26 protein-coding genes and 2 pseudogenes are annotated in these 25,933 nt (G+C 46.5%); 17 read left to right on the forward strand and 11 right to left on the reverse strand.

Features of this window, described 5'->3' with window-relative positions; all coding sequences use genetic code 11:
• Positions 1–16 precede the first annotated feature (16 nt).
• From tssC to KGP26_RS00480, 6 genes are all read right to left on the reverse strand, one after another.
• Entirely contained in the window at positions 17–1,477 is a 1,461-nt protein-coding gene (gene tssC / locus KGP26_RS00455; RefSeq protein ID WP_223536822.1) for a type VI secretion system contractile sheath large subunit, read from the reverse strand.
• A gap of 64 nt (positions 1,478–1,541) precedes the next feature.
• Positions 1,542–1,805, reverse strand: a complete 264-nt coding sequence (locus tag KGP26_RS00460) for a PAAR domain-containing protein (protein WP_223536824.1) — start codon at positions 1,803–1,805, stop codon at positions 1,542–1,544.
• A gap of 192 nt (positions 1,806–1,997) precedes the next feature.
• A complete protein-coding gene (locus KGP26_RS00465; RefSeq protein ID WP_223536828.1) occupies positions 1,998–2,543 on the reverse strand; it encodes an inovirus-type Gp2 protein in 546 nt (181 codons plus the stop codon).
• A 155-nt stretch (positions 2,544–2,698) separates the two neighbouring features.
• Complete coding sequence (locus KGP26_RS00470) at positions 2,699–3,277, reverse strand: inovirus-type Gp2 protein (RefSeq protein WP_223536830.1); 579 nt, start codon at positions 3,275–3,277, stop codon at positions 2,699–2,701.
• Positions 3,278–3,445: 168 nt separating this feature from the next.
• A complete protein-coding gene (locus tag KGP26_RS00475; RefSeq protein ID WP_223536832.1) occupies positions 3,446–4,048 on the reverse strand; it encodes a hypothetical protein in 603 nt (200 codons plus the stop codon).
• A 79-nt stretch (positions 4,049–4,127) separates the two neighbouring features.
• Entirely contained in the window at positions 4,128–4,352 is a 225-nt protein-coding gene (locus tag KGP26_RS00480) for an AlpA family transcriptional regulator (protein WP_223536833.1), read from the reverse strand.
• 452 nt (positions 4,353–4,804) lie between these two features.
• Here KGP26_RS00480 and KGP26_RS00485 point away from each other — a divergent pair, with 452 nt between their 5' ends.
• The 12 genes from KGP26_RS00485 (at position 4,805) to KGP26_RS00535 (ending at position 13,181) form a co-directional block, all read left to right on the forward strand.
• The gene (locus KGP26_RS00485) at positions 4,805–5,632 is read left to right on the forward strand and encodes a CopG family transcriptional regulator (protein ID WP_223536834.1); all 828 of its coding nucleotides are present in this window, start codon (positions 4,805–4,807) and stop codon (positions 5,630–5,632) included.
• Positions 5,633–6,122: 490 nt separating this feature from the next.
• A complete protein-coding gene (locus tag KGP26_RS00490; protein ID WP_223536835.1) occupies positions 6,123–7,004 on the forward strand; it encodes a GTPase family protein in 882 nt (293 codons plus the stop codon).
• A 654-nt stretch (positions 7,005–7,658) separates the two neighbouring features.
• The gene (locus KGP26_RS00495; protein WP_223536836.1) at positions 7,659–8,069 is read left to right on the forward strand and encodes a hypothetical protein; all 411 of its coding nucleotides are present in this window, start codon (positions 7,659–7,661) and stop codon (positions 8,067–8,069) included.
• Between the two features lie 65 nt (positions 8,070–8,134).
• Complete coding sequence (locus tag KGP26_RS00500; protein WP_223536837.1) at positions 8,135–9,076, forward strand: hypothetical protein; 942 nt, start codon at positions 8,135–8,137, stop codon at positions 9,074–9,076.
• Between the two features lie 135 nt (positions 9,077–9,211).
• Positions 9,212–9,337, forward strand: coding sequence for a hypothetical protein (locus KGP26_RS30295; RefSeq protein ID WP_256461389.1), 126 nt, complete (start codon positions 9,212–9,214; stop codon positions 9,335–9,337).
• Between the two features lie 374 nt (positions 9,338–9,711).
• Positions 9,712–10,158 (forward strand): antirestriction protein, encoded by a 447-nt coding sequence (locus tag KGP26_RS00505; RefSeq protein ID WP_223536838.1) that lies wholly within the window; start codon positions 9,712–9,714, stop codon positions 10,156–10,158.
• Between the two features lie 17 nt (positions 10,159–10,175).
• Positions 10,176–10,664, forward strand: a complete 489-nt coding sequence (gene radC, locus KGP26_RS00510) for a DNA repair protein RadC (protein WP_223536841.1) — start codon at positions 10,176–10,178, stop codon at positions 10,662–10,664.
• Positions 10,658–10,978 carry a DUF5983 family protein gene (locus KGP26_RS00515; protein WP_223536844.1) on the forward strand — a complete coding sequence of 107 codons (321 nt, stop codon included), beginning with the start codon at positions 10,658–10,660 and terminating at the stop codon, positions 10,976–10,978. The genes radC and KGP26_RS00515 overlap by 7 nt, the downstream gene beginning before the upstream one ends.
• 63 nt (positions 10,979–11,041) lie before the next feature.
• Complete coding sequence (locus KGP26_RS00520) at positions 11,042–11,524, forward strand: hypothetical protein (RefSeq protein ID WP_223536847.1); 483 nt, start codon at positions 11,042–11,044, stop codon at positions 11,522–11,524.
• A gap of 13 nt (positions 11,525–11,537) precedes the next feature.
• Positions 11,538–11,873, forward strand: a complete 336-nt coding sequence (locus KGP26_RS00525) for a TA system toxin CbtA family protein (protein ID WP_223536849.1) — start codon at positions 11,538–11,540, stop codon at positions 11,871–11,873.
• A 76-nt stretch (positions 11,874–11,949) separates the two neighbouring features.
• Positions 11,950–12,234 carry a type IV toxin-antitoxin system YeeU family antitoxin gene (locus KGP26_RS00530; protein ID WP_223536852.1) on the forward strand — a complete coding sequence of 95 codons (285 nt, stop codon included), beginning with the start codon at positions 11,950–11,952 and terminating at the stop codon, positions 12,232–12,234.
• A gap of 89 nt (positions 12,235–12,323) precedes the next feature.
• Positions 12,324–13,181, forward strand: coding sequence for a DUF4942 domain-containing protein (locus tag KGP26_RS00535; protein WP_223536855.1), 858 nt, complete (start codon positions 12,324–12,326; stop codon positions 13,179–13,181).
• Between the two features lie 425 nt (positions 13,182–13,606).
• On the opposite strand, the pseudogene KGP26_RS00540 reads toward KGP26_RS00535, so the two are convergent.
• From KGP26_RS00540 to KGP26_RS00560, 5 genes and pseudogenes are all read right to left on the reverse strand, one after another.
• Positions 13,607–13,875 (reverse strand): annotated as a pseudogene (locus tag KGP26_RS00540) (transposase); the annotation flags it as partial.
• Between the two features lie 278 nt (positions 13,876–14,153).
• Positions 14,154–15,317 carry a DUF4238 domain-containing protein gene (locus tag KGP26_RS00545; protein WP_223536857.1) on the reverse strand — a complete coding sequence of 388 codons (1,164 nt, stop codon included), beginning with the start codon at positions 15,315–15,317 and terminating at the stop codon, positions 14,154–14,156.
• Between the two features lie 476 nt (positions 15,318–15,793).
• Positions 15,794–16,678 carry an HNH endonuclease gene (locus KGP26_RS00550; RefSeq protein WP_223536860.1) on the reverse strand — a complete coding sequence of 295 codons (885 nt, stop codon included), beginning with the start codon at positions 16,676–16,678 and terminating at the stop codon, positions 15,794–15,796.
• A gap of 1 nt (position 16,679) precedes the next feature.
• A complete protein-coding gene (locus KGP26_RS00555) occupies positions 16,680–17,807 on the reverse strand; it encodes an AAA family ATPase (RefSeq protein ID WP_223536862.1) in 1,128 nt (375 codons plus the stop codon).
• A gap of 93 nt (positions 17,808–17,900) precedes the next feature.
• Complete coding sequence (locus KGP26_RS00560) at positions 17,901–18,221, reverse strand: hypothetical protein (protein ID WP_223536864.1); 321 nt, start codon at positions 18,219–18,221, stop codon at positions 17,901–17,903.
• Between the two features lie 445 nt (positions 18,222–18,666).
• Between KGP26_RS00560 and KGP26_RS00565 the strand changes: the two genes are divergently transcribed.
• The 5 genes and pseudogenes from KGP26_RS00565 (at position 18,667) to KGP26_RS00585 (ending at position 25,723) form a co-directional block, all read left to right on the forward strand.
• Complete coding sequence (locus KGP26_RS00565; protein WP_223536866.1) at positions 18,667–19,101, forward strand: hypothetical protein; 435 nt, start codon at positions 18,667–18,669, stop codon at positions 19,099–19,101.
• 219 nt (positions 19,102–19,320) lie between these two features.
• Positions 19,321–20,343, forward strand: a pseudogene (locus KGP26_RS00570) (type I restriction-modification system subunit M); the annotation flags it as partial.
• On the forward strand, positions 20,340–21,458 hold the full coding sequence (locus KGP26_RS00575; RefSeq protein ID WP_223664880.1) for a restriction endonuclease subunit S: 1,119 nt from the start codon (positions 20,340–20,342) through the stop codon (positions 21,456–21,458). The pseudogene KGP26_RS00570 and the gene KGP26_RS00575, both read left to right, overlap by 4 nt.
• Before the next feature lies 1 nt (position 21,459).
• The gene (locus KGP26_RS00580) at positions 21,460–22,629 is read left to right on the forward strand and encodes an anticodon nuclease (protein WP_223536871.1); all 1,170 of its coding nucleotides are present in this window, start codon (positions 21,460–21,462) and stop codon (positions 22,627–22,629) included.
• On the forward strand, positions 22,622–25,723 hold the full coding sequence (locus tag KGP26_RS00585; protein WP_223536872.1) for a type I restriction endonuclease subunit R: 3,102 nt from the start codon (positions 22,622–22,624) through the stop codon (positions 25,721–25,723). The genes KGP26_RS00580 and KGP26_RS00585 overlap by 8 nt, the downstream gene beginning before the upstream one ends.
• The last annotated feature ends 210 nt before the right edge of the window (positions 25,724–25,933 follow it).

The following is a 25,933-nucleotide window of genomic DNA, read 5'->3' on the forward strand; positions in this document are numbered from 1 at the left end:
CGTCCTGTCTGTAAGATTATTTATCCAGACGCCCGGTCAGGGCGAGGACGAAGTTGGAGCCCATGTGCTTGAAATGCGGCTGCACATGCAGTTGTGTCAGATACCAGCCTGGGTCGTGCTCCACTTCCTGCACCTCAATGCGGGCCGCACGCAGTGGGCGACGGCTGCGCACGCTGGCAGGCGGGTTCTCCTGATCGGAGACAAACCGTTTGAGCCAGTTATTGAGCTGAAGCTGCAGGTCACCGCGATTTTTCCAGCCACCCAGCCGTTCACGTTGCAGCACCTTGATGGTGTGCGCCAGCCGGGTGATGATAAACAGGTAAGGCAACTGCGCCCCCAACTGTGCGTTGACCCGGGCGTTCATCCCTTCTGGCGTGTTATCTGTCTCGAGTGGCGACTGAACGGAGTTGGCGGAATAGAACACCACGTCCTGCCCTTGCTTGCGCACCCCGAGCGGAATGAAGCCCGCCATCGACAAGGTGTACTGCCACTGGTCTGAGAGCAGCGTCTCGGTCGGGATTTTTTCCTGCCAACGCCCCAGCGCCGGGTAGTATTGAGCAGGCAGGTTGCGGAACGCCCCGCCGCTGTCTGCTCCGATAATGTTCGGGCACCAGCGATAACGGGCAAAACTGCCCGCCAGGCAAATGGCCAGCAAAAAAGCGCTGTTGCCCCACAGCAGATGTTGATGAGAAGCCACCTGTTCCTGATAGGTAAACTGCCGAACCTGCTGTGACGCCTGGGTGTACGGCTCACGCTGCAGAAAACGGCACACCGTCAGCCCCAGGTAGCGGGCATCGGCGGTGTCTCTGAGTGCCCGCCAGCGCAGGTGTGTCGGCGAGGCCATGACCGCATCCAGGTCAAGAAGGGTGGGCAAATCGGCCAGGGTATCGACGCCGAAGAAACTGGCATCTGCCGCCGACAAGAACGGCGCATGCGCCATGGCGCTGACCACGCTCAGGTAGTGCAACAGTTTGATATCGGCAGCACCGGGGGTGAAATCGTAGCAGCCAATCACCGCCGCCACCGGTACTCCGCCAAACTGGCCGTAGCCTGCCGAATAGACATGGCGATAATAGCCCGACGAGGTGATATCGATGGAGAACTCGAAATCCGCCCGCAGTTCTTCCTGGGTGGCATGAAGCAGCGTCAGTTGAATGTTTTCATGAAACGGGATGTTATCCACCAGCAGGGACAGCCCACGCCAGGTCGATTCCAGCCGCTGAAATGCCGGGGCATGCAGGATGGCATCCATCTGGGCGCTCAGACGCTTATCTAGCTCCCGTAGCAGACGGTCAATAAACAAAATGTTGAGGGAGACGTCGCAGCCTTGCTCCGGCAAGGTGCCCAGTAATAGCGCGATATCCGCGTAGCTGACCACATACTCACTGCCGTTCAGCGGTGCGAGTAGCCAGGCAACCCGTGGGGTGTGCGGTTGAAAAACGGCGGGTTCGGTCTCTAAGGTGTCTAACGTTGCCACGGCATCCTTGCTCCCTGTGCTCCTGCCGTTCTGGCGGAGTGATTAGCGCTGAACGAAATCCCCGTCAGGCGTTACATTCATGTTGTGAAGCAATCAACTCGGCTCCACAGGCGGTTTTCATTCCTTCCAGCACCAAAGGCAACCCGCCAACCTGTACAGTTGGGGCCCCCATCACAATGGGGAAGACGCCTTTGCATTGTGGGCAGGACACCAAATGCCCCACCAGTGCTACGTTGGTACCGCGAAACTGCATGACGGGTGAGCCCTGAAGCACCACACCCCCATGAGAGGTTTTGTCACCTTGTAAAATCACGGCCTTCCCTGCCATACGCCCTCCATACTTGGCATTTTCTTATCAGATTACAGGATGTTTTGAATCGAAAGAAGCGGAAGGGTAATAATTTCTAATGAATATTATACGCAATGTGAGGGATGCCAATCTTTGAGGGTAATCTGGGCCATTGTTGCATTGCTGGGTTCGCGAACGTTGGTCAGATAAACCGACCGCTATTGTTCTGCGTTACGCATTGCTCCGGTTGAAGGCAACAGGCGCAGGAAGTTGCCTAGCGATATTTCTCAGTACTTCGTGTTGCGCAGTAAATTTGGCCAGTATTGTGCGACAGGCCAAAAAACACGGTTTTAATGGAAAGAAAACCTGGGGCTCTATTGTAAAGGGGATTTCACGGTAGGTAGCAGCCCATGCCTGGCGAATGAGAGCCAGAACTGTTTCCTCGCCTTCCTGCTGTTGCCTGCAACAGAACGTACTGAGATTGAGCATCAGCATGACCTGAATATCGCTTGAGGTACCCATCCCCCATAATACCCTGAGCATAGTAGGTGGTGCTGCTTTGCCTTCTGATTGCCGTATCTCGATGTATCGATGGGTCTTCTGCTGAAGCGCATGAATAAATTGCACGACAGCCTCTTCAGGAAGTCGCAATGCGTCAACATCGGGTTGTCGCAAGCTAAACTGAAAAGCTGCCAGTCGTGGGTAATGGTCAATGGCTGACTGTAGTTCACGATGGATCAACTGCGCATCTGTCAGTTTTTCATTAAGTCGTTCCATGGGATATCTCTGGTCGAGGTCAAAAGAAGGGAGTGTTACGTAATTAAATCGTGAGCACGCCGATATGCCCCAGGCTTCCTGAAGCAGCTACGCTGACAGCGGATATCAGTGGCGTAGTCACGCCACTGCAGGCGTTTAACATTGTGATTTCACATTTAGCTGAGTGCTGGCGGAAGCCGTGGGCGACCCGTTAGAGGGCGTTCAGGCACCTCGTTACAGCCGTGAAGTAACAATCCCTCTTTCTGCTGAGTTTTAGTCAGATATTCCAGTATCAGCCGGATGTTAGTGATGCTGTCTGGATCGTTGTAGTGCACCGGGATATTGATATTTGCCCTGTAATGCTCTTTAAATTCACAGCGATGATGCCAGCCATCGCCATCGGTAATAACGTGCCACAACTCACCCGCTTTCTCTGCCCAGGGGTAGGGAGTTTGGGTTCGATTACCATCCAGCCAGAAGACCACATGACCATGGTAGTGATGATCCTCTGTCCACTCGATGACCCAGAAATACCCCACTACTGCTTGAAGGTTCATCATTTTGTCCATCAGTGACCGGATATCCCTTTCCAGTTGGCAGTGATCCTTTTGATGATATTGGGTTGTGTGGTGCCGATAGAACAGGTCTATACGGATAGCCAGCAGGCAGGCATAGCGATTTACCATTTCCCCGGTATGCCAGTCCAGGACAGACGACAAAAACCAGTCTGGCGTCCAGGTTAGTTTAGTATTCATATGATTAACTCTTGATAGCTGGTAGAGACCAGCAGGAGAGATGAAGGTAACCCCTTGAAAGAGGGACGATTGACCGGACGATCTGCAAGGAGTTACTGAGGTGGTTATAAAAAGGGAGTGCCTATTAATAATATTAATTAACCGATATTAATTTTAACTCCCAAGGCATCAAGCCAAATTCAATGGTTCGGCTGTCGTTCGCCATGCGAAGCAGAGATACTCGTCCATTATGTTGGTAAGGGCTGGATTCTCTGCCTTCCTTTCATTAATCCAGATATCCACCTCTTTGCTCTTTTTGAACCGGAGTTTCTCAGTCCAGTCTTCCAGGTTATTCCCCAGCATCAAATCGTACCAGCACAGCCAGACAAGCTTCAGGCGCAACTCTGTTCCGCTGAATTGCCTGAATAGGCTGATAAGCTTATTTGCCAGCGGGCGTTGTTTTAACCGCACACATTCTGAAAGCAGAACACCCTCCAGCATGGGGTGATGAGCCAGCAGGTGCTCCTGCGTACACAGACTGACGCTCAGATCATCCTCAAGAGATAATGATGCTGCCGCTGTTTTACCGTAAATGATCCGGTGCAGGCACTGCGGAACAATCGCAATAGCTGACGCTTTCCCGGGGAACGTTAGACTGCCAACCGTCAGGGTATGATGGTGGTATATATTCTGGTGACACATGCCCGACCTGACTGTCAGCTTCGTAAAATCCGTCAGCCAGGTCTGGTAATATCTGTGTAGCTCTTCGTAACGGGGTTTATTTTCTTTCATGGCGCATATTCCTTCGAGTATGAATGACAGGTAGCAGAAAATCACCGGTTAGCCGGATAATTAATTGCGTGCGGTTGAATTAGTTCTGGCTGGGGGGGTACTGACGGGACTGGTTTATACGCTCCTGAAGCCAGGCTTCCACTTCACTTTTTAACCAGCGGGAACTGCGACCCAGCTTAATTGGCTTCGGAAAGAGGCCATCTTTAATAAGTTTGTAGAACCATTGATATGTTAATCCAGTCAGGTTGGTAATAAATGCCAGATCGACAAACTGGTCTTCAAGCAGAGAGGGTTTGATTGTCATGGTTGAGTTCTCCGGTTTAAAAGGTAATCCGGAGTGGTTGTGAATGACTGTTACCCCTGCTCCGACATACAAACCGGGCGTGACGTAAAAAAGCTGATTTATTTCTCAGACCGGTATGTTGGGCCGTGGCCCGACAAAATACATGGCTTCTGTTTACTTATTACTCACCTGAACTGGCATGCTGATTGCTCCACGGTCACCGCTTCCATACCCTCTACACTGTTCTCAGCATGGTATGCGCCCTGCAATACACCCCACGACAGACCTTAGATTTAGTGCTAAATAAAATGCGATATTAGTTGTATAACTAATTGTTTATCATTAGTTTTACTTGATAGTTAATAACTATATTATACTGTAGGCGCTTAATCGTGTAGTCTGGGAACTGGACATTTTTCTCTCAGGAACAGCGGTAAGGGGGAGGAGAATAAGGGAAACAAGCGAGAAGGTTGATGATGGAAAAGCACACTAAAATTCGATCGTTCAGTATCCGGAAAACAACGCTCAAAGTGCTGGACGAATACTTTGTTACGAGTGGAAAACGCTCGCAGTCCGAATTAGTTGGTGAACTGCTTGATTTTGCTCTTGAACAGAAAAGGCACCAACCTGAAACTGAGGCTGCTGTTAGTGATGGAGTCATTCCTGAAGGGATATACCTTAAATGGCATAAGTCTCTGTATTTTAATACGCTACGTCATTATCTCTACACTAGCGAAAGTTGGTTTGAAGTTACTCTTTCAGGCATCAGGATGTATGACGAGAGCGAAGAGCATGAAAGTCTTGTCGACAAACTGCGTGAGCTATACGGAGAGATTGTAAGGAAGCGCCATATCAAATCACCACAAGGGCTCCTTTTAGCCCGTATATTCATGCGGGAGATCCGAAAGGATAAAATAAAAATTTTGGCTGTCAGGATAAAAGCCACGCAAAGCCACATTGAAAGGGGTATTCCGGTATGCAGTTTTGTGTATGCCGTTACGCTCGTTGATGTTAAAAGCAACACTGATTCAAAAGACCATTTCTACCTAGATTATCATTCTATTCAGGTGTTCGATTTGAGAGAGGTGGGCCGTTCCCCCCTAAGAACCCTCGTGGCAAAGAAGAAAAAACTGGCACCTATTAACTATATGTACTGGATGCCAGTGAGCATCTTCCAAAATAAAATGTTGGTTATCGGCGTAAAAAAACGTTCACTTTCCGACAATGAAATTTCACTCGTCAAAGCCGAAAAAGTCATTATGGTCAACACTCAGGAAATTAGTAAAAACAGGCTTAAATAATTTGAGTGATCAACGTTGACCCGCAGGAAGTTACCATGCTGCCTTGTTGAATAAATCGAGCTTTTGGCCGTAATTAGAGGTAGATCACCGTGATCCTGACTATAATCGGATACCCCGTGGCCAAACAAAAGTTCAAAATCAACAACGGGACAATCTAAAATAAAGCACTTATCAACCGAGGCGCACTGGCATTCTAGCTTGATGAATCGACCATCAAAGCTTGGCATGACGGACCCATCAGGTCTTCGTGAAAGAGTTTCCAACGTTATTCTCAGGCGGCTATTTGCGTATTCCGACTCAAACGCGTCTTCCCCCGTCACATAACAGTCCTTGCGGTCAGTCGCCAACTGACACCACCTCCGGCATACGGGTAAGCTGGTATCGAAAACGCCGCTAAACCTGCATTCAAAAAAATCTCAGACCTATATTACCACTGTGAGAACGGCAGCAGAAATGTTGCTGTCTTGTTATTTCACTCACGGAGGTTAATGTGTCAGATAAAACCGAACAGGGTATTGACGCCCTGAAACAGCAGCTATCCTTTCTTCCCGGAGTCCTCTCCCGCACCATACTGGAGCGCATCCTCCAGACCATCAATTACGAACCCGTGATTGGCATCATGGGTAAAACAGGTGCCGGTAAATCCTCACTCTGCAACGCCCTGTTTCATGGGGACGTTTCCCCGATCAGCGATGTGACCGCCTGCACTCGTGAGCCCTTACGCTTTCGCCTGCGCAGCGGCAACCACAGCCTGATACTGATGGATTTGCCCGGTGTGGGAGAAAGTGAGCAACGGGACCGAGAATACGAAGCACTCTACCATCGTACCCTGCCGGAACTTGATCTGGTCCTGTGGGTTATCAAAGCCGACGATCGGGCGCTGTCGGTAGATGAACAGTTCTACTGCCGCGTGATTGACGGCTACCGGCATCGGGTGCTGTTTGTTGTTAACCAGGCCGACAAGATCGAACCTTGCCACAAATGGAATACCACAAGCAACATTCCCTCCCCACACCAGTCGATTAATATCGAAGCAAAGCTAAACGCCATTCGCCAGTTATTCTCACCGTACCATCCCGTGTGCGCTGTCTCAGTCCGAACAGGCTGGAATCTGCCGTCAATGGTAGAAACAATGATGTGCTGCCTCCCTGACCTTGCCACCAGCCCACTGGCGATGCAACTGCAGGGGAAGTTATGCAATGAATCGGTAAAAAAGCAGGCACGTGAGGGCTTTGGGTCTGCTGTGGGTAGTGTATTTGATACCGCTGAGTCTTCCTCTTTTATCCCGGCCCCTGTCCAAGTCGTGATCCGCAAGGTGAGAGAGGCTGTAGTATCGGTCGCCAGCTCCATCTGGGACTGGATTTTCTTCTGAGGTGGGCCAATGCCCCCATCCATCGCTGCGTTGTCATCACCCCACCTGTCCTCCCCCTTTTAAACCCATACGCCCGGCTATGGGACCAGAATACCTTATGTCTCTTCTTTTCACTGCCACACATTTTTCAGTGACAGAACCGCCCTCGATCAATAGACTATAACGATCGATTATCGATTATTGATCGTTATAATAGATCAATGTGGTGGTTAGATAAATCACTATGACGGGAACTGCTCGTGAGACGAAAAGATGGTAACCAAATGAAAATAAAAGCATTGTGATAAATCAGGACAACGGTGGCAGACGTTGTCCTGACTGTTGCTCATCCGGTGACATCCCCCAGAGGGAATGGCTGGATGTGTCGCAACTACGGAGGTAAATGGGGTAAGGACAATAGATATCGCCAAAGGAGAAGTGCATGAGATCCTGGAGACAAAGAGCAGCGCGGAGTTGAAGAGAATTGTCACTGACAACGGCATTTTTCAGCAGCGTAACCGGGGCGAGCTTTAATCCCCAGCCTGGCTCGTTGCAGGCTCTCCGTTGAGTTCATGAGTAGGGTAACGGAAAAATAACACCTCATCTGAAGATGAAAACAGGACTGCAATTTAAGCCATATAAGAATTTCAATTGAACAATAAACAGGATGAATATATGAAAGCGTTTATAGTGCCATTAATGATTTCAGGTTTTTTATTGAGTACCTCAGTCAATGCTGCAGCGGTTAAATTACCCCAAAAAGTCATTGATGTAAAAGACGGCAGTGAGCAGATGTGCGGAAGTGAGGATGTGAAAAATGGGACGTGCAGTCTCATTAGTGTCTCTAATGATGGCCAGTATGCATTGCTGAGCAGTCCCGGTGGCTCAGCCTGTTATGACCCTTATATCATCGTTGTCAGGCTTGCCACCGGCAAAGGAAAAATGATGGAGTATAACCGCCATGCAACATGCAGCGGTGAGGCTGTCCCAAAATTCTCACGGTCTTCAGACGGCAACACACTCACGGTGACTATTTACGACCCCACCATCAAAAAGAATGTCGGTCTTAATACTGTTGATTTTTAAGTCTGTTACAGGGCTCTGTATGGAGCCCATTTATTTTTCATAAACAGAATGGAGTCGAGTTAATAATGTCTCTTAAATTACGTCAATTAAAACAAACAATACTGATATCCACGCTTTGCCTTATTACCACCGGGGTCTGCGCAGCCGGTGTTGCCAGAACTGCAGCAGACGCAATGAACTGTCAGCCTGATGTCGGTGGCAATGATAATGGGTATGGGTCATGTCCCTTTCTGGGCAGCATTTACGATGCTGACCCGATATTTATGAAAGACATTGATGACGCGCTGAAATCTGCAGGACTTACCGGATTACTGGGACGACATGGTTCAATGAACGGCCCGGACAGTGGGTTGTTTCCGGTGGACGTTGGTGGCGAGAAGTGGTTGCAGGGCTCTGTCTGTGAGCGAGGTAATTGTGGTGACCATTATTTGAAAATTTTGTATATCCCCTCAGAACATGTTGTTGCTGGTTTTTATTACGACAGGGGTAAGGAAAAAATGTTTGGCGACGTTGGGGATGCAGAAGCAAGAGTCTTGCGTCGTGACATACAAGAAGAGACGCCACAGCAACAGACTCCGGCGATGGCAACAGCGACATCCCCGGATGGTGCACCAGCTAATACTATCTGGACCTTTAAGGGAGATGGAGGAAAATCACTCTGGCAGGTCTGTGGTGGAGAGAACAGCAGTTGTACCATTATTGCCAACACCAAATATTACGTAGCCATCCTGAATCGTAAATCAACACACAGCTGTGCCTTTGGTGACTTCTATATTGTAGCCCGCGATACAACCTCATGGAAACAATACGATACCGGTACCTGTAGCCCGGATGCGTGGATACGCAAAGGGACTATCAACAACGGGCAATACCTCTCGGTCGATATTGGTGTGAACGACACGCGGGTTCAGCAGTACCCCATTGGTTACTGGTCAATGCAGAAGGAGTTTTCGGGAAAACGACGCCCTTCCTGGGATAAAGTAAAAGCCAAAAATCAGCAGCACTGATAAACCAAGCAGAAAAACCTGCGTAACTGTACCGTCAGCGCATCACCAACACCATTGTTATAAACAGAGTCAGGCCACATCTCCTTCGGGAAGTGTGGCCTTTTGTATTTTTACCGACTGAATAAGGAGTTAACCATGCTATTAGCCTTCCGCTTAGGTGCGGTGAATCAGATACGCCGCAACAGTCCCTTAACCTGTTATGAACTGGCGCATTACAGAACCAACAACCGTGATTTGCGGCCACAGCACATGGTGGCCTAATGTGGTCGCTCCCTGCCAACGCGCGACAGGCAGTTTGGCATCCAGAGTCACTGGACAACTAACCCGGCAGTCGTTTGATATCCGATGACGATTTCTGCGCCTGGTGCAATCATCTTTGCTATCGACCTGGTGAGCTCAGCCTGTGCTGATTAGTCGAAGTAGAGGGCTATTGACCCGCCTGCTTTGACGCTGATGGCTATGCCCAATTTTGCACCCAACTGCGCCTGATCTTCACTTTTCCACAATTGCCAGATCGTGGGTGAACAGCCCTTGTAAGCACTAACTTACCTTTACACCACACCCTCCAGGCAGGCTCCCCGGTTTCCGGTGGGGCCTGTTTTGTTATTTATCAATAATAAATAAGGATATTTTTCATGAATACACATCTTACCGCGTCTACGGCAATGCCTCAGACCAATGCACTGATCGCCACTGTAGTGCCTGGCAACCAGCGCTCTCGTTTCTGGCCGCAGCACTTTGGCAACATACCGCAATGGCTCGTTCTGGAGCCCCGCGTTTTCGGCTGGCTGGACAGATTTTGTGCGGATTACCACGGTGGACTGTGGGATTTCTACACGATCAGTAACGGCGGTGCCTTCCTGGTGCCAGATACTGATAAAGAGTATGTGCTGTTCAATGCCCTCAACGGCAACGGGGCTACAGTGGGCCAGGAGGCTGCGGGTATTACCGCCTGCCTAATGGCCTACAGCCACCATGCTTGCCGGACCGAAAGCGAGGCCATGACCGATCACTTCTACCGGTTACGAGAATACGCGCTGCACCATCCTGAAAGCCGTGCCATCTTCGCCCTAATCGACTGAACTTCCGGAGGTTTATCATGCTATTCTCCCAGATGCTCACATCTCCGCCGCACTTCACCGCCGATCAACAACAGGTTATCAGCCAGGCGTTAGCAATACTCGAAACCCAGTTGCAGCACCGGTCCTATACCTTTAGCTCACCAGAGGCGGTCAAGGCCTGGCTTCGACTCCATCTTCAATCCCAAAGTCGCGAATGCTTTATGGTGCTGTACCTGGATAATCGCCATAGGCTGAAGGCCAGTGAAACCGTCTCGGTCGGGACGTTCAATGCCACCATCGTCCATCCTCGTGAAATCGTGATCCGAGCATTACACCACCAGGCTGCTGCGGTGATACTGGCCCATAATCACCCGTCGGGAGATCCCACTCCCAGTGAGGCCGATCGTACGCTCACCGATAGGCTGATCAATGTGCTCGACATGGTTGATGTCCGCGTGCTGGATCACCTGATTGTGGGGGACGGAGATCTGATCTCACTGGCCGAACGAGGGTGGTTGTTATGTTAGTCACCACACCCATGATACTTCGTGGTCTGCAATGCAGTTCGGCCCATATCAGTGAGGACGACAATACACTGCTGTACAGGATCTCACACTGTCAAGATGAGTTCAGTGATGGTGAGTGGATCCACTTTTCGGGGACCGGATATTTGATACGCCTGGATGCCTGGAGCCATCCGGTGTTGCAACTCAAACGACTGGGGCTCTCCAAGACTTGCCGCCGTCTGGTCATCACGCTGATGAAACGCCATCAAATGACTTACCTGCATATTGATGCTCTGGGTGATGTGTTGCCCGACTTTGTCACCTTCGGCTGGTAATACGGCTCCACGGTCAACGTTTCGCTTTCGTATTGCCCCGTAATTTCCCAAGGAAAATGCCCAATGAACACAAGCACAACGCCCGTGCCTGGCGTATTTCACTTTCTTCAGCATCACACCGTTCTTCCGCAAGACTGGCACACCCTATGCCAAGCCATCACTACCGCCTACTTGAAGATGCGAGAGCATCCCAACAGTCTGGGCTTAGCCACCTCCCCGGTTATTTGTGAACATACCGGTAACCATCCGCTACGTTACGACGACAGTGCGATTGGGTTGGGTCTGATCAGCTTCAATGGCGAGCGTGCTGCCCACCTGGCGGGTGATCCCTTTTTACTGTACCGACGTCAAATACCCCATGCCCCCATCCGATGCGATACACGGGGTTATCCCTATCAATGGCTGGTGATGGCCGTATTGCTATTGGCGAATACCCACAGTCCGAATACCTGGACAATCGAATCCGGCGTGCCATTGAAGCAGTGGCGCTCCGTCACCCACTGGTTGGCTCACTACTGCAAGCTACCGGTCTCACCGCTTTATTAAGGTAAATCATTCAATGAAGGCCATCGACAAAATTCCCCATACCGCACCTAACGCCAATCAGGCGTTAGCCGAATACGAGCAATTGCTTACCTGGTTGCTGAACCACTGTTATGGATTAGAACTCAACGATACGCCGTATCACGACCCACAAGCTATCGCTCAACAGATTGAGTACGGAATGACAGTACGGGAAACCATCAACGAGCTGGTCGAGAAATTCGACCTGGTACGTATTGACCGCCCCGGTTTCAGTCTGCTGGCACAGGACCCTACGCTGAGTGGTGGGGATATGCTACTCGCCCGTAGTGCGTTAGGGCTGCGAAACCCCGTAAATCGCCGCCTCGCCTGATACTCCGGCTCACCTTAATGATCTACCGACACGCCAGCCTCACGGCTGGCGTTGTGCTATTTAAGGAAAACTCATAATGAAAAATCTCGAACCTGATATCCCACCCACGGCTCCGGTCTGGGGTCTGCAATGTGCTATTACGCCACGTCTGGGGGCCAGACTGGTTCAACAGGGTCGCCACCTGCATTTTCTGGCTGACCGCGCCGGTTTGATTGGCACGTTCACACCCGAAGCCATCAAGGCTCTCGATGTGGCTTTTCCGGTGTTGATTGAACAGTTGGAGAACTATCTGCGATCTGGCGAGCTCGATCCACGTCGCCAGCATTGTGTCACTGTTCAGCTGTCACCCAGTACAGAGTGATAACCAACCCTAGTAGAGGTGGAACCATGCTCTCTAATTTCCCCCAGCCCGCGAAGATGCGGGCATTTTTGTTTTTGAGGATCCCGATTATGTCTCATTCGTTAAATATGGTTATTGAAACCCCTGAAGTTCTCACCGGCCACACCGGACTTATCTGTTCGAGCGACATTGAACGCCTGGTAACAGGCCGTGAGGTTGCATTGAAACAGATTGAGGCGTTGATGGCTCAACTACAAGAAATTGGTAATCTGATATTTAGTATTGGTGGCGGTAAATTGGAAGATTGGGCAGTGCAATCTGGCCATCGTTACGGGTGTCATCTCACTCTGGAGCAGGGTAAGGGCCTGGCTGCTATCACTCATCAGATCGACCGCAAACTCTGGCAAGACCTAATGAATCACTCTGGGATGCTGTCACTGATGGATGCGCAAGCCCGTGACCAGTGGTACAAGAGCTTAGAGAGTAAAGACCTGCCCGCCATCAGTGCAGAAAGCATCTACAGCACGTTTGAGCAGTTGCACCATGAAAAGGGTGAGATGTTCGAACGTGGCGTGATTAACGTTTTCAAGTCGCTTTCCTGGGATTATAAGACCAACAATCCATGTTGCTTCGGTAAGAAAATTATCGTCAGCAATCTGGTCAGCTACAACCAATGGGGATTCACGCTGAACCACAGTTACCGGCGTGACCAACTGGCGGATCTGGAACGGATATTACACTTGCTAGATGGCAAATCGCTGCCTGACAATCGAGGGGATATCACCACTCGGTTATATGAACATATCTGCGCCAATAGGCTGGTGGCTAAGGATTACCAAGATGACTACCTGAGTATCCGGTACTTCATGAAAGGGTCTGCGCATATCGTATTCAGTAAACCGGAATTGATTGTCCGTATGAATGATATTGTCGCGAAATATTATCCAGGAATGCTAGCCGCAAGGTAGGTTGTGTGTTTGCTAAGGTGAAAGCATAACCAAAGGAGATTGGTAAGACGATCAAAGCTCGTATTCTGGCTAGGCTAAAACGATTAAAGTGTCATGCTTTTACTTGTGAAGGCTCCAAAGGTCCTGTTGGTAACAATCAGATTGACTGAGCACTGCACAAACTGTTGAACGATTAAGTCGGCGACGGTGCCTACGCTTGCTGAGGGCTAGTCAGGCCTGAAAGTCCGCTCAGTGCCCAGGCCGTGTGAAAACTCGGTTTTGCAGTATCTGGGTACTATCCCCAGTCGGGAGGGTAAGAATATTCTCAATATTGGCTGTATTCGTAATGATTTGTGTTCGGAGGCAGTTCGGAGCTTTTAAAGCCTGGTGCTGAGTACTATTGAGTGGTTATTAGGGGCTAAAGCGGTTATACCCGCTAGTTGTATTGCTCTCGCAGCTTTAATGGTCAATCCTTCATTACTCAAGATCGACATCATTCTTTTCAGGTTATAAGCCAGCACATGCAGACTGATTTCTGTGCTGACGTTTTTAAATCGTTGCATCAGGAATTGAGTTGCCCCATCCACATTTTAATTGTTCCGAACGGATGCTCTACCGTTTGCTTTCGCACTACAGCTGTTTGTGGCGATGCATCAAGCTTGGTCTGCATATCTTCCATTTCAGCTTCATGAACCCAGCGTCTTATAAGTCTCGGATTGAGCAAAAGTACAGCTTTGTGCGAATCGAGTGCGTAAAGCGAGCTGTAAGCTTTGACCATCTGAGACTAACGCTAACGAGGACATGTATAAACCCCCGCCAGTCTTCAATATCGGATCGTTTCTGGCCGGTAGCGGCCTTTAGTGAAGGACGGCTATAGGTTGTGCAACTCCATACGATGTTGGAACTGGTGCCCCCTCCGGACCTAGATGTAGACCCGGAGGGGGCAGTCAGAAGGGGGGAGATAATCCCTACAAAATTAGCATCGCAAGAGATTTATTCAACAGGATCATCCTGATCGGAAAGTCGATCCACCAAGTGGTTGAGATTCGGAGTCTCTATTCCAGGAGGCAGCTGTGATTGGATAAAAGAAGAGCGATAGGGAATGCGGGAGTTCGAAAGGTCTTTTAATGTGATGAAGCTTAGATCTGGATAGAAGTTTGGCTCAGGGTGAGCAATTGCGTGGACAATTCGACCTGTAGGCATCCCATTTAAAGTAATTTCAGGAGCTGGCGTGACTGATTTCTTCTCTCGGCTCAGCCTGCTTGTCTCTTCCTGCCACAGTGCAGTCAAATAATTTTCATGTATGTGACTGCCGAAATATACTGAGTTATAAGACTCGTGAATTTGCAGCTTGTTGATTTGACGTACGTCTTCTTCGTTGTGGATGTCGATGACGATGCTTGCTGAGCCTCCAGTAATTTCATACGCCTCGGGATCGTACAGGAAGGCTAGCAGTGATGGGCTTAGCGGAAAAAATATCATCAACCCCAAGTTGATATTACCCAGCTTGCTGCACTTATAGTCACTCAGGGCGATGTTGGTAAATGATACTGGAGAGTCGCTAAAAATGAATGGGCGACCTGTAGTGTTTTTCAGAATGATTAATCTTAAGTCACTGACTTCATCTACCTTGTCTGGCACACCCATAAGATTTAAATACTGCATTTTTTTAGGATCGCTAAAGGAGGAAAGCACTTGTTCCAATACTTGCCTTACAGCGTCGGTAGCTTCTTGCGAGTGTCCAGAGTCATAGTTTGCCAAGTCATCAATCTGGGGCTGGAGAAAATCTTTATAAAAGCTCTGCACAGGCGTTTCGTTGCTTCTGTATGTCAGCGTGCGCTCTCGCTGAAAAAGAATATTTTCAATGAGCGTGTTGATGTGCTCACTCGATAACTCATCGACAGATTCGGTTTTAAGGACTTCAAGAATGGAGTGATGGTTCTTAGCGTACTTGGTATCAAAGGAAGTAATCTCAGCTTCTGTTTCAGTGCTTCCATAAAAATTATTTTTTGAAGATTGAGTATCGATAGCCGTAGGGTATATTAACTTTCCGTTCTTTCTAAGCAGCATATATATGCTGTTTTCATCCTCGGAAAATAAGCGAAAATAATATTGAGGTACATAATGCTGATTTTGTGGTTTCTGATCGTCTACCATGACCATTTCCTTGATGCCTCTGTTGTAAGTCCATGATATAAGTGGTTACCCATTAATCTACAGTTTATCTAGAGATATGAAAAACATATCAAATGAGGGTGTTTGAATCAAGCTGTAACATACTTAGGCGAAGCTAACTCAGTTCTCCCATAGGCGTAAGCTCCGAGAGGTCGCTGCTGAGCTACTAGCAACCAGAGATTGAATGACCGCATCTTGCCAAATCCTCCCGGCTAGGGATAGTACCCAGATACTGCAAAAACGAGTTTTTACACAGCCTGTGCCAGGAGCGCACATTGCCACTCATCTTGAACTATTTAATAGATAGTAGTACACAACTTATGAAAAGAGGAGTACAGGCTAAAAGAAGGCACCTGAAATTTTACAAGTTCATACTTTTAAGCACATATATTTGTGTATGAAAGCTTACCTGATATTGAAGTATAGCGCCTTCACAGAGGCGCTAATGTTGGGATATATCACGGGTTCACCGCAACCAAATCACGTGGTTCACCACATAATTTAAATCCAGAACTTATGAACCACTGGGATTTAACTAATGCAGCGAACATTGCACTTTGCCATGAATTTACATTGATTGTACTCCATGTAATGTAATGTTCCTCAAGAGCTATCCTCAAACTATTCTCCCCCCCTTGTTCCCATTCTCTTTTTAAGGATTCAGCAATACCAGTTAACTGTCTTCCTGATTGAGATGTGTACAATTCAGCTAGTTTGAATTTATTAAAATGCCATATGATCCTTTCGGAAAATGGGGTGGGAATTCTGTTTCCTGGCTCTGCTTTAAATAACAAAACAGGTGGTTTTCTCCCTTGTTTTTTAATTGTTGCAATCAACCAAACATCTTCAATTAAATCATCAAAATAAGGGTTTAGGATTTGCTCTTCATTATTCTTTGGATAATGCTCCCTCTTTATATGATTACATTCCATGCAGCACGGTATTAAATTAAGTGGATTAACTACCAGTTTGGGATAGAGGCTTTTAGGTAAATAATGGTCTAGAGTGCTAACATTACGCTGAGCACAATAGGGGCAAATATCATACTTTGCATTTAACTTAATTTTATCGTAATACTTTTTCCTTACTATCTTACTTTGTGAAAAACTACTTTCATAAAGATCTTCCATTTCCTCCTTTGTCACATCAGGTGGTATACCATTCCCTTGCATCATTTGAAAAAAAAGACTAGTATTACCCTTGGTTTTAAAAACTTTATTTTCCTTTGTAATTTCAGTTCTAATGCTTCTAAGTTTTATTTTCAAGTTTTCTGATTGTTTTGCTTCAACACATGAATCAAAAACAGTGCCGGGTCTAAAAGATGGTTTAATGACCTCATTCATTTTAATCTTCCTTATCCCTATTGCTTAAAAGCCCTCTTAAAATCATTCTCGCTTCGGAACCTAAAGCTCCATCAAATTTATTTAACACACTTTTATAGGAAGATCCCACTTCAAGAGCATCCTCTAAAACTTTATGAAAACCAGATCTTGTCACTTCAAGACCAAATATCTCACTTGTGAGAATACCAACATTTTCTCCAAAGGTTTCAATGCGGGGCCTTTGTGCTGATGATGAACTTCCTGAGCGCGAAATTTTCCAAACACAATCTTTTGGTACCTCTTGAAGCAACACAGGGGAATGCGTAGCAACAAGACCAACACCATTCCGTTTTGTGAGGAGATCTGATAATGCCCGTGTGAATGCTGAAAGGAGTGGTGGATGGAGATGACTTTCTGGTTCATCTAAAATAACTAATGTCATTTCATCAACTAATTCCACTAGTTTAGTAATTGTAAGCAGCACAATAGCATGCCCAGAACTCAATTTATTAAATTTCGTTCTTGCGTACATCTCCCAGTTATCATCATTATACCCTAGAAGTTGACAGAAATCAGCTTCTTCAAAAAGAGGGTCTGACTCTAACGCTTTGATTGCTTCACTCCATCGCGTGCGCCTTGGTCCGAGGCGACAAATACTAAAACTTTCGACTAAGTCGTTCTTAAGCATTGATGGCGATTTAATCAAAACTTCAGTGCTGGAATTATCTTTAAAATATCTTAATCCTATTTGATAAGCTTTCATCCCTTTAACTTTTATTTTTGGAAGATCAAAGTCATCAAATGCACTAAAGGAAACAGATATTATCCCTGAGAAATTCCATTTACTCTCATTCCTCCTAATTATACGCCCATAATCCTCAATATTATCATTATCTTCAATGATGGAACGAACAAGATTTTGTATGCATCGTGTTTTTCCTACTCCATTTCTGCCAATTAATACATGAACATTACTTGATGGTAATGAAATGGGTTCGACAACAAACTCAAGTACAGGATCATCATCATTACTGCGTGGAAATTCAAACTTAAAATTAAAACGAGTTAACTCTGCATATCCATGCGATAATCTATAAAATTTGTTTTTAATATTTTCTATACTGAAATCACGTAACAGAGACTCCCCCATGACTTCTTCTCGGATGTTTTCATCGAGAATAGTAAGGTTGAATGAGCAATCCTTGATCGCTGTAAGTATCTCATTTTTTAATTCCTCATCAAGTTAATTTAATGCTTCGTAATAAGTCTCACTTTGCCCCAGCGAGAAAAAATCATTATCAAGAGACGAAAAAACATTATCTAGCTCGACTCTTCTAGATCCTTTTTCTTGAGAGGATGAAATCGCTGGCTTAAGCCCCTTTTTACCAATTTTCAGTGTTCCTATGTCTTTCATTTTTCCATTATCATCTACTACTCTCATATAGTATTTTGTTTCATATTTACCCCAGTCATCCCAATTATCATTAGTTAAATAAACACATGGCTTAATATCAACTGTTATAAGCCCCTTACTCTCAACTAGTTTAAATATAAGATTATTCATAGTTACCTTGTATATGATTTCACAAAATACATTTTGTGAAGTTAATGTTATTTATAATAAAATCACGCAATCTTAATTTATATAAAAACATATGATTGTCAATCACAATTGAGTTCCCTATAAAATCAACCTTTGCGATGCTCCCCGTTTCACTCACTTGAGGGATCGTCTCCTGCATAGCAAGAGTATGTCAGCGGTCTACTGGATACCGAACTCTGGGAGATCACGCGCGACGAATGGAACTGGCTAATATAAGTTATGGAATGCCCGCTCTACTCATAGCGGACCTGACAGCCAACTGGTCTGACAGTTTCGTGCCAGGACCGGAAGTGGCTAACAACAACCAGTGTTGTTCAAAGGGGAACGGGTCATTCAATTGACCTGATCATTTAGTACTGTAGGATTGCTAATTATCTTTCTGATGCACCACTAACAAGGAAAAGGCATGTTCGGATTCTTTAGAAAGAAAAGACCTGAAACTGAGCCCGGGCAAGGTTCCTCAATAACGGCAAAACAGTTTATTGCGCTGACGTTGAGTGATGGAAAGCTGTCTATGCCCGTCTATCTTCCGGGGATCCATAACGAAGATGATTGCGAGGATATTGGGCTAGGTCCTCTCATTTATATCTGGAATGTGGATCGCGCTGCTGGCACATTCAGCCTCTCTGTTAACGGTAAAGAGATTGCCCACCTCCTTGAGCCATTTGTGCCCCGAGATAACCCTGCGTATGTTGAAATCCGTGATGAGGTGATGAAGGTTATCGCTGAAGTATCTACTCAATCCGTGCTGGCAACCATAGAGAAAACTGGCCTCATGCCCGATGTTTTGTTTGCTTACCACGCTGAGGATGCACATCAGGAGTGTCCTGCTCCCCGTTGATTTAGTACACCGTGATGTTAGTAATGTCTTCACGGGGGAAGGGGCGATTGCGAGCCGTTATAACTAACTGTGAGGTAAGCGATCGAGCTAGCCTTCAATACCTACCGCTCCCCACAAGCAAAATCATTTGGGGGCACAATAGGGGGCACCAACCAAAATCCAACACGATAAAACTAAGTAAATTCAATAGCGTTAGCTATCAAATGCGACTCCTGTGATGCCGCCAATGCTGGTAAATCGGGTGGCGAGTTCTTCACCCCGCAGCATGTTTCCAAGTTAATCGCGCAGCTCGCTATGCACGGGCAAACCAGCGTCAACAAGATTTATGATCCGGCCTGTGGATCTGGTTCACTGTTGTTGCAAGCTAAAAAGCACTTTGATGCGCACATCATTGAAGAGGGTTTTTTTGGGCAAGAGATCAACCACACCACCTACAACCTGGCGCGGATGAACATGTTCTTGCACAACATCAACTACGACAAGTTCAATATCCAGTTGGGTAATACCTTAACAGAGCCACATTTTGGAGACGATAAGCCCTTTGATGCCATTGTCTCTAACCCACCCTATTCGGTGAAATGGATAGGTTCAGATGACCCGACGCTGATCAACGATGAACGCTTCGCCCCTGCCGGAGTACTGGCCCCCAAATCCAAGGCCGATTTTGCTTTTGTGCTGCATGCCCTGAGTTACCTTTCCAGCAAAGGCCGCGCTGCCATCGTCTGTTTCCCCGGCATCTTTTATCGCGGTGGAGCCGAGCAAAAGATTCGCCAATATTTGGTGGACAACAACTATGTGGAGACTGTGATCTCCCTCGCGCCCAACCTGTTCTACGGCACCACTATTGCGGTGAATATTCTGGTGCTGGCGAAGAATAAAACAGAGACCACAACCCAGTTTATTGATGCCAGTGGTCTGTTTAAAAAAGAAACCAATAACAACGTATTGACTGACAATGAGGACGAGAACAACCTAGGGCATATTCAGCAAATAATGAGGGTGTTTGCTAGCAAAGAGAATGTCGAGCACTTTGCGAGGTCGGTGCCTTACGAAGAAATAGTAAATGAAAAAGACTACAATCTATCGGTAAGTAGCTATATTGAGGCGAAAGATACTCGTGAGGCGGTGGATATCGTCCAACTTAATGCTGAACTGAACACCACCGTTGCTAGGATTGATCAACTGCGCAAAGAGATTGATGCGATTGTGGCAGAAATCGAAGGCGAGGGGGACGGAGCATGAGCCACATTAACTTTTTGGAGAAGCTAATGGATGGCTGCACTGTGAAGTGGCTGGAGCTCGAACAAGTTGCAAAAATAAAGCATGGAAAAGACTGGAAGGGCCTAAATGCAGGTGAGGTTCCAGTTTATGGGTCAGGCGGCGTTATGGGATACGTCGATGAATATTCATACGATAAACCAACCGTTTTGATACCGAGAAAAGGGTCAATTACAAATATCTTTTATGTCGAGACTCCATTTTGGAATGTTGACACTATCTACTATACGGATATTGATACCTCAAAGATTGTTCCGAAATATCTGTATTATTTTATTAAAACTACAAACTTGATGGCGTTGGATACCGGATCGGGACGGCCTAGCCTTACGCAGGCAATCTTGAATCAAATTCAGGTTCCCATCCCTTGCCCAGAGAACCCCAAAAAATCGCTGGAAATTCAGGTAGAAATCGTCCGCATTCTGGATACCTTTACCGAGCTTACCACCGAGCTTAATGCCCGCAAAAAACAATACAACTACTATCGCGATAAGTTGCTCAGTTTTGAAGAGGGGAAAGTGGAGTGGAAGACTTTGGGGGAACTGGCAAAAAATCTTGACTCAAAGCGAAAACCTATCACCAGTGGCCTGAGAGAGACCGGTGATATTCCTTACTATGGTGCTTCGGGGATTGTTGATTACGTCAAAGACTATATTTTTGATGGTGATTTTTTGCTTGTTTCTGAAGATGGCGCAAATTTATTGGCTCGTAATACCCCGATAGCATTTAGTATCAGCGGTAAGACATGGGTCAACAATCATGCTCACGTTCTTAAATTCGAGACTTATGCTGAACGCAGGTATGTTGAGTATTATCTAAACAGTATTGACTTAGCGCCATACATCTCAGGATCAGCCCAACCTAAACTAAACAAAAAAAATTTAGAGAGTATCATTATTCCAAACCCTTCGCCTGAAGAGAAAGAGCGTATTGTTATAATACTCGATAAATTTGAAACACTAACCAGCTCAATCAACGAAGGTTTACCCCGCGAAATAGAACTGCGCCAAAAGCAATACGAGTATTATCGCGATTTGTTATTGGGCCTCCCAAAACCGGACTCGGAGGTAGCGGCCTGATATGAGCAAGACGCTAACGGAAATAGCCCAGCAGCTAAAAGACGCCAATAAAAAAGTGCAGCTGATTTATGCCTTTAATGGTACGGGTAAAACTCGCCTATCTCGTGAATTTAAAGCTCTTATTGCGCCGAAAAATTCGGGCGATGAGCAGGTTGATGAAGCCGAGCTCTCACGAAATAAAATCCTTTATTACAACGCATTTACCGAAGATCTCTTCTATTGGGATAACGATTTACAGGATGATGCCGAACCCAAGTTGAAAATTCAGACGAATTCTTTCACCGACTGGGTGTTGATTGAACAGGGGCAAGACCAAAATATCATCACCAATTTTCAGCGTTACGCTAATGATAAGCTCACACCACGGTTTAACGAAGAATATAAAACCAAAGACAAAGATGAAAAAGAAGTTACAGTAAAAGCATTTTCAGAAGTGACATTTTCTCTTGAGCGAGGGGATGATGACCACTTTGGTAATCTGAAAATATCTAAAGGTGAGCAAAGTAACTTTATTTGGAGTGTCTTTTACACCCTGTTAGATCAAGTGATAACAATTTTAAATGTGGCCGAACCTGATGAGCGTGAATCGAATCAGTTTGACCAGTTGGAATATGTTTTTATTGACGACCCGGTAAGCTCATTGGATGAAAACCACTTAATTGAGCTGGCTCTTGATCTGGCACAACTAATAAAATCCAGCGAATCGGGGCTTAAATTCATTGTTTCCACGCACAATCCTTTATTTTATAACGTGCTTTACAATGAGGTTAAAGCCAAGGGCGGTTACATCCTAAAACGCTTTGAAGATGGTACCTTTGAAATTGAGGATAAGAAAGGCGATTCCAATAAAAGTTTTTCTTATCATTTGTATATTAAGCGCCTCATTGAACAAGCCATCGAAAAGAATGAAGTTCAACGCTACCATTTTACTTTGCTTCGTAACTTGTACGAAAAATCTGCTAATTTTCTAGGCTACCCTCAATGGTCTGATTTACTGCCTGAAAATAAACAGTCTTATTCAAGGTTGGTGATGAATTTTTATAGCCATCGCACATTGTCCAATGAAGAAGTGGCCGAGCCTACAGAGCCCGAGAAGCAAACGGTAAAGTTGTTGCTTGAACATTTGAAAAATGAGCATGGCTTTTGGAAGCAGGAGGAACAACATGGTTGATTACACTAAGCCCATCGCCGAATCCAACAACTTCATCGTATTGGACAAGTACAAGAAAGAATGGATGGCGGCAGAAAGCTACCAAAGCGAGAACGATCTGGAGCGGGAGCTGATCCAGGACTTAGTTAACCAAGGCTATGAGTTCCTGCTCAGTCTGAATACTCCCGAAGCCATACTAGCCAATGTGCGAGTGCAATTGCAAACGCTCAATAATGTGCAATTTGCTGATGGTGAATGGACGCGTTTTGTAGAAACCTACCTCGATAAGCCCAGCGATACCATTGTGGATAAGACCCGCAAAATTCACGATGACTACATCTACGACTTCGTTTTCGATGATGGCCGCATCAAGAACATCTATCTGCTGGATAAGAAGAATATCGCCCGTAACAAGGTACAGGTGATCAAGCAGTTTGAACAAACCGGCAGCTATGCCAATCGCTACGATGTGACCATTCTGGTCAATGGCTTGCCTTTGGTGCAGATTGAACTGAAAAAACGTGGCGTTGCTATTCGAGAAGCCTTTAACCAGGTACACCGTTACAGCAAGGAGAGTTTTAACAGCGGGCATTCTCTCTATAAGTATTTGCAACTGTTTGTCATATCTAACGGTACTGATAGTCGCTATTTTGCCAACACCACGGCACGCAATAAAAACAGCTTCGACTTCACCATGAACTGGGCGAAGGCAGATAACAACCTGATCAAGGATTTGAAGGACTTTACAGCTACCTTCTTTCAGAAGCATACTTTGCTAAATGTGTTGCTGCATTATTCAGTGTTTGACGTGAGTAACACTCTGTTGGTGATGCGCCCTTACCAGATTGCCGCCACTGAACGCATCTTGTGGAAAATTAAAAGCGCCTTTGAGGCGAAAAACTGGAGCAAGCTGGAAAGCGGCGGCTTTATCTGGCACACCACAGGTTCTGGCAAGACCCTCACCAGTTTTAAGGTGGCGCGTTTGGCCACCGAGCTGGAGTTTATCGACAAGGTATTCTTCGTTGTGGACCGCAAGGATCTGGATTACCAGACCATGAAGGAATACCAGCGCTTTTCGCCGGATAGCGTAAATGGCTCTGACAGTACCGCAAGTCTCAAGCGTAATTTGGATAAAGATGATAACAAGATTATTGTCACCACTATCCAGAAGCTCAACAATTTGATGAAAAGCGAAAGTGAACTGTCCATTTATACCAAACAGGTCGTATTCATTTTTGATGAGTGCCACCGCAGTCAGTTTGGTGAGGCGCAGAAGAACCTGAAGAAGAAATTTAAACGCTTCTATCAATTTGGTTTTACCGGCACTCCCATCTTCCCACAAAACGCGCTTGGCGCAGACACCACTGCCAGCGTGTTTGGCCGGGAGTTGCACTCGTATGTCATCACCGATGCTATTCGTGATGAAAAGGTGCTCAAGTTCAAGGTGGACTACAACGATGTCCGCCCACAGTTCAAAGCCATCGAAACCGAACAGGATGAGACAAAGCTCAGTGCTGCTGAAAACAGGCAGGTCTTGTTGCACCCTGACCGTATTCGCGAAATTACCCTGTACATCCTAAACCATTTCCGGCAAAAGACGCATCGCCTACAAGCGAACGCCAAGGGCTTTAATGCTATGTTTGCGGTAAGTAGCGTGGATGCGGCCAAGCTCTATTACGAGTCGTTCAAGGAGTTGCAGAAGAAGAGCGAAAAACCACTGAAAGTGGCCACCATCTTCTCGTTTGTAGCCAATGAAGAGCAAGATGCCGTGGGTGATATTCAGGATGAAAGCTTTGATGTTTCGGCCATGAATAGCAGCGCCAAAGAGTTTTTAAGCGCGGCCATCGCCGACTACAACGCGCTGTTCAAAACCAATTTCAGCATAAATAGCAATGGGTTCCAGAATTATTACCGCGACCTGGCCAAACAGGTTAAAGCCAAGGAGATCGATCTGCTGATTGTGGTGGGCATGTTCCTGACTGGCTTCGATGCTCCGACGCTGAACACTCTGTTTGTGGATAAAAACTTGCGCTATCACGGTCTGATGCAAGCCTATTCGCGCACCAACCGAATTTACGACGCTACCAAGACCTTTGGTAATATCGTTACCTTCCGTGACCTGGAACAAGCGACCGTGGATGCCATCACCCTATTTGGTGACAAAAATACCAAGAACGTGGTGCTGGAAAAGAGCTACAAGGAATACATGGAAGGTTTTACCGATGTGGTGACTGGTCAGGCGCGACGCGGTTTTGTGGATGTGGTCAGCGAGCTGGAGCAGCGTTTTCCTGATCCCGCCACCATTGAAAAAGAAGCTGACAAAAAAGCCTTTGCCAAACTCTTTGGTGAATACTTGCGCGTTGAGCATGTGCTACAAAACTACGATGAGTTTGCTAGCCTGAAAGCCCTGCAAAGCGTTGATATGAACGACCCTGAAGCGATTGAAGTGTTTAAAGCCGAACACTATCTGGATGATGAAAAGCTAGCCGAGTTGCAGGCCATACGCCTGCCAGTCGAGCGCAAGATCCAGGATTACCGCTCGACCTACAACGACATCCGCGATTGGCAGCGTCGTCAAAAATCGGCAGAGGACAAAGACAAATCCACCATCGACTGGGATGATGTGGTGTTCGAAGTGGATCTGCTGAAATCTCAGGAGATCAACCTCGATTACATTCTGGAGCTGATCTTTGAGCACAACAAAAAAACTAGAAGCAAAGCCGATCTGGTTGATGAAGTGCGTCGGTTGATCCGTGCCAGCCTCGGTAACCGAGCCAAGGAGAGTTTGCTGGTTGATTTTATCAATCAAACCGACCTGGATCAGATTGGCGATAAAGCCAGCGTGATCGAAGCCTTCTTCGCCTTTGCCCAGATCGAGCAACAGCGTGAAGCTGACGAGCTGATTAATTCTGAGAATTTGAATGCTGAGGCGGCTAGGCGCTATATTACCACCTCGCTTAAGCGTGAATTCGCAAGCGAAAACGGCACCGAGCTTAATTCCATCCTGCCCAAGATGAGCCCACTAAACCCACAGTATCTTACTAAAAAGCAAAGTGTATTCCAGAAGATCGCGGTGTTTGTCGAGAAGTTCAAAGGTGTGGGAGGGAAAGTTTGATAAATGAGCAAAGTAGCCCTTATTGCGGCATTATGCACTTGTAGCACAACGTTATAAAAATCAGCTACTTGCTATGCTCTGTGTGTATCATTAGCTGATTTTTTGTATTTTTAATTTTATTAAAGTACTTTATTTTACCTTGAAGCAGGACTAATCATATTAACATTTAGTTATTAATATGACTAGCCTATAAACTTTTCATTCAGGTGA

Source organism: Serratia sp. JSRIV002 (assembly GCF_019968725.1).
GTDB lineage: Bacteria > Pseudomonadota > Gammaproteobacteria > Enterobacterales > Enterobacteriaceae > Chania > Chania fonticola_B.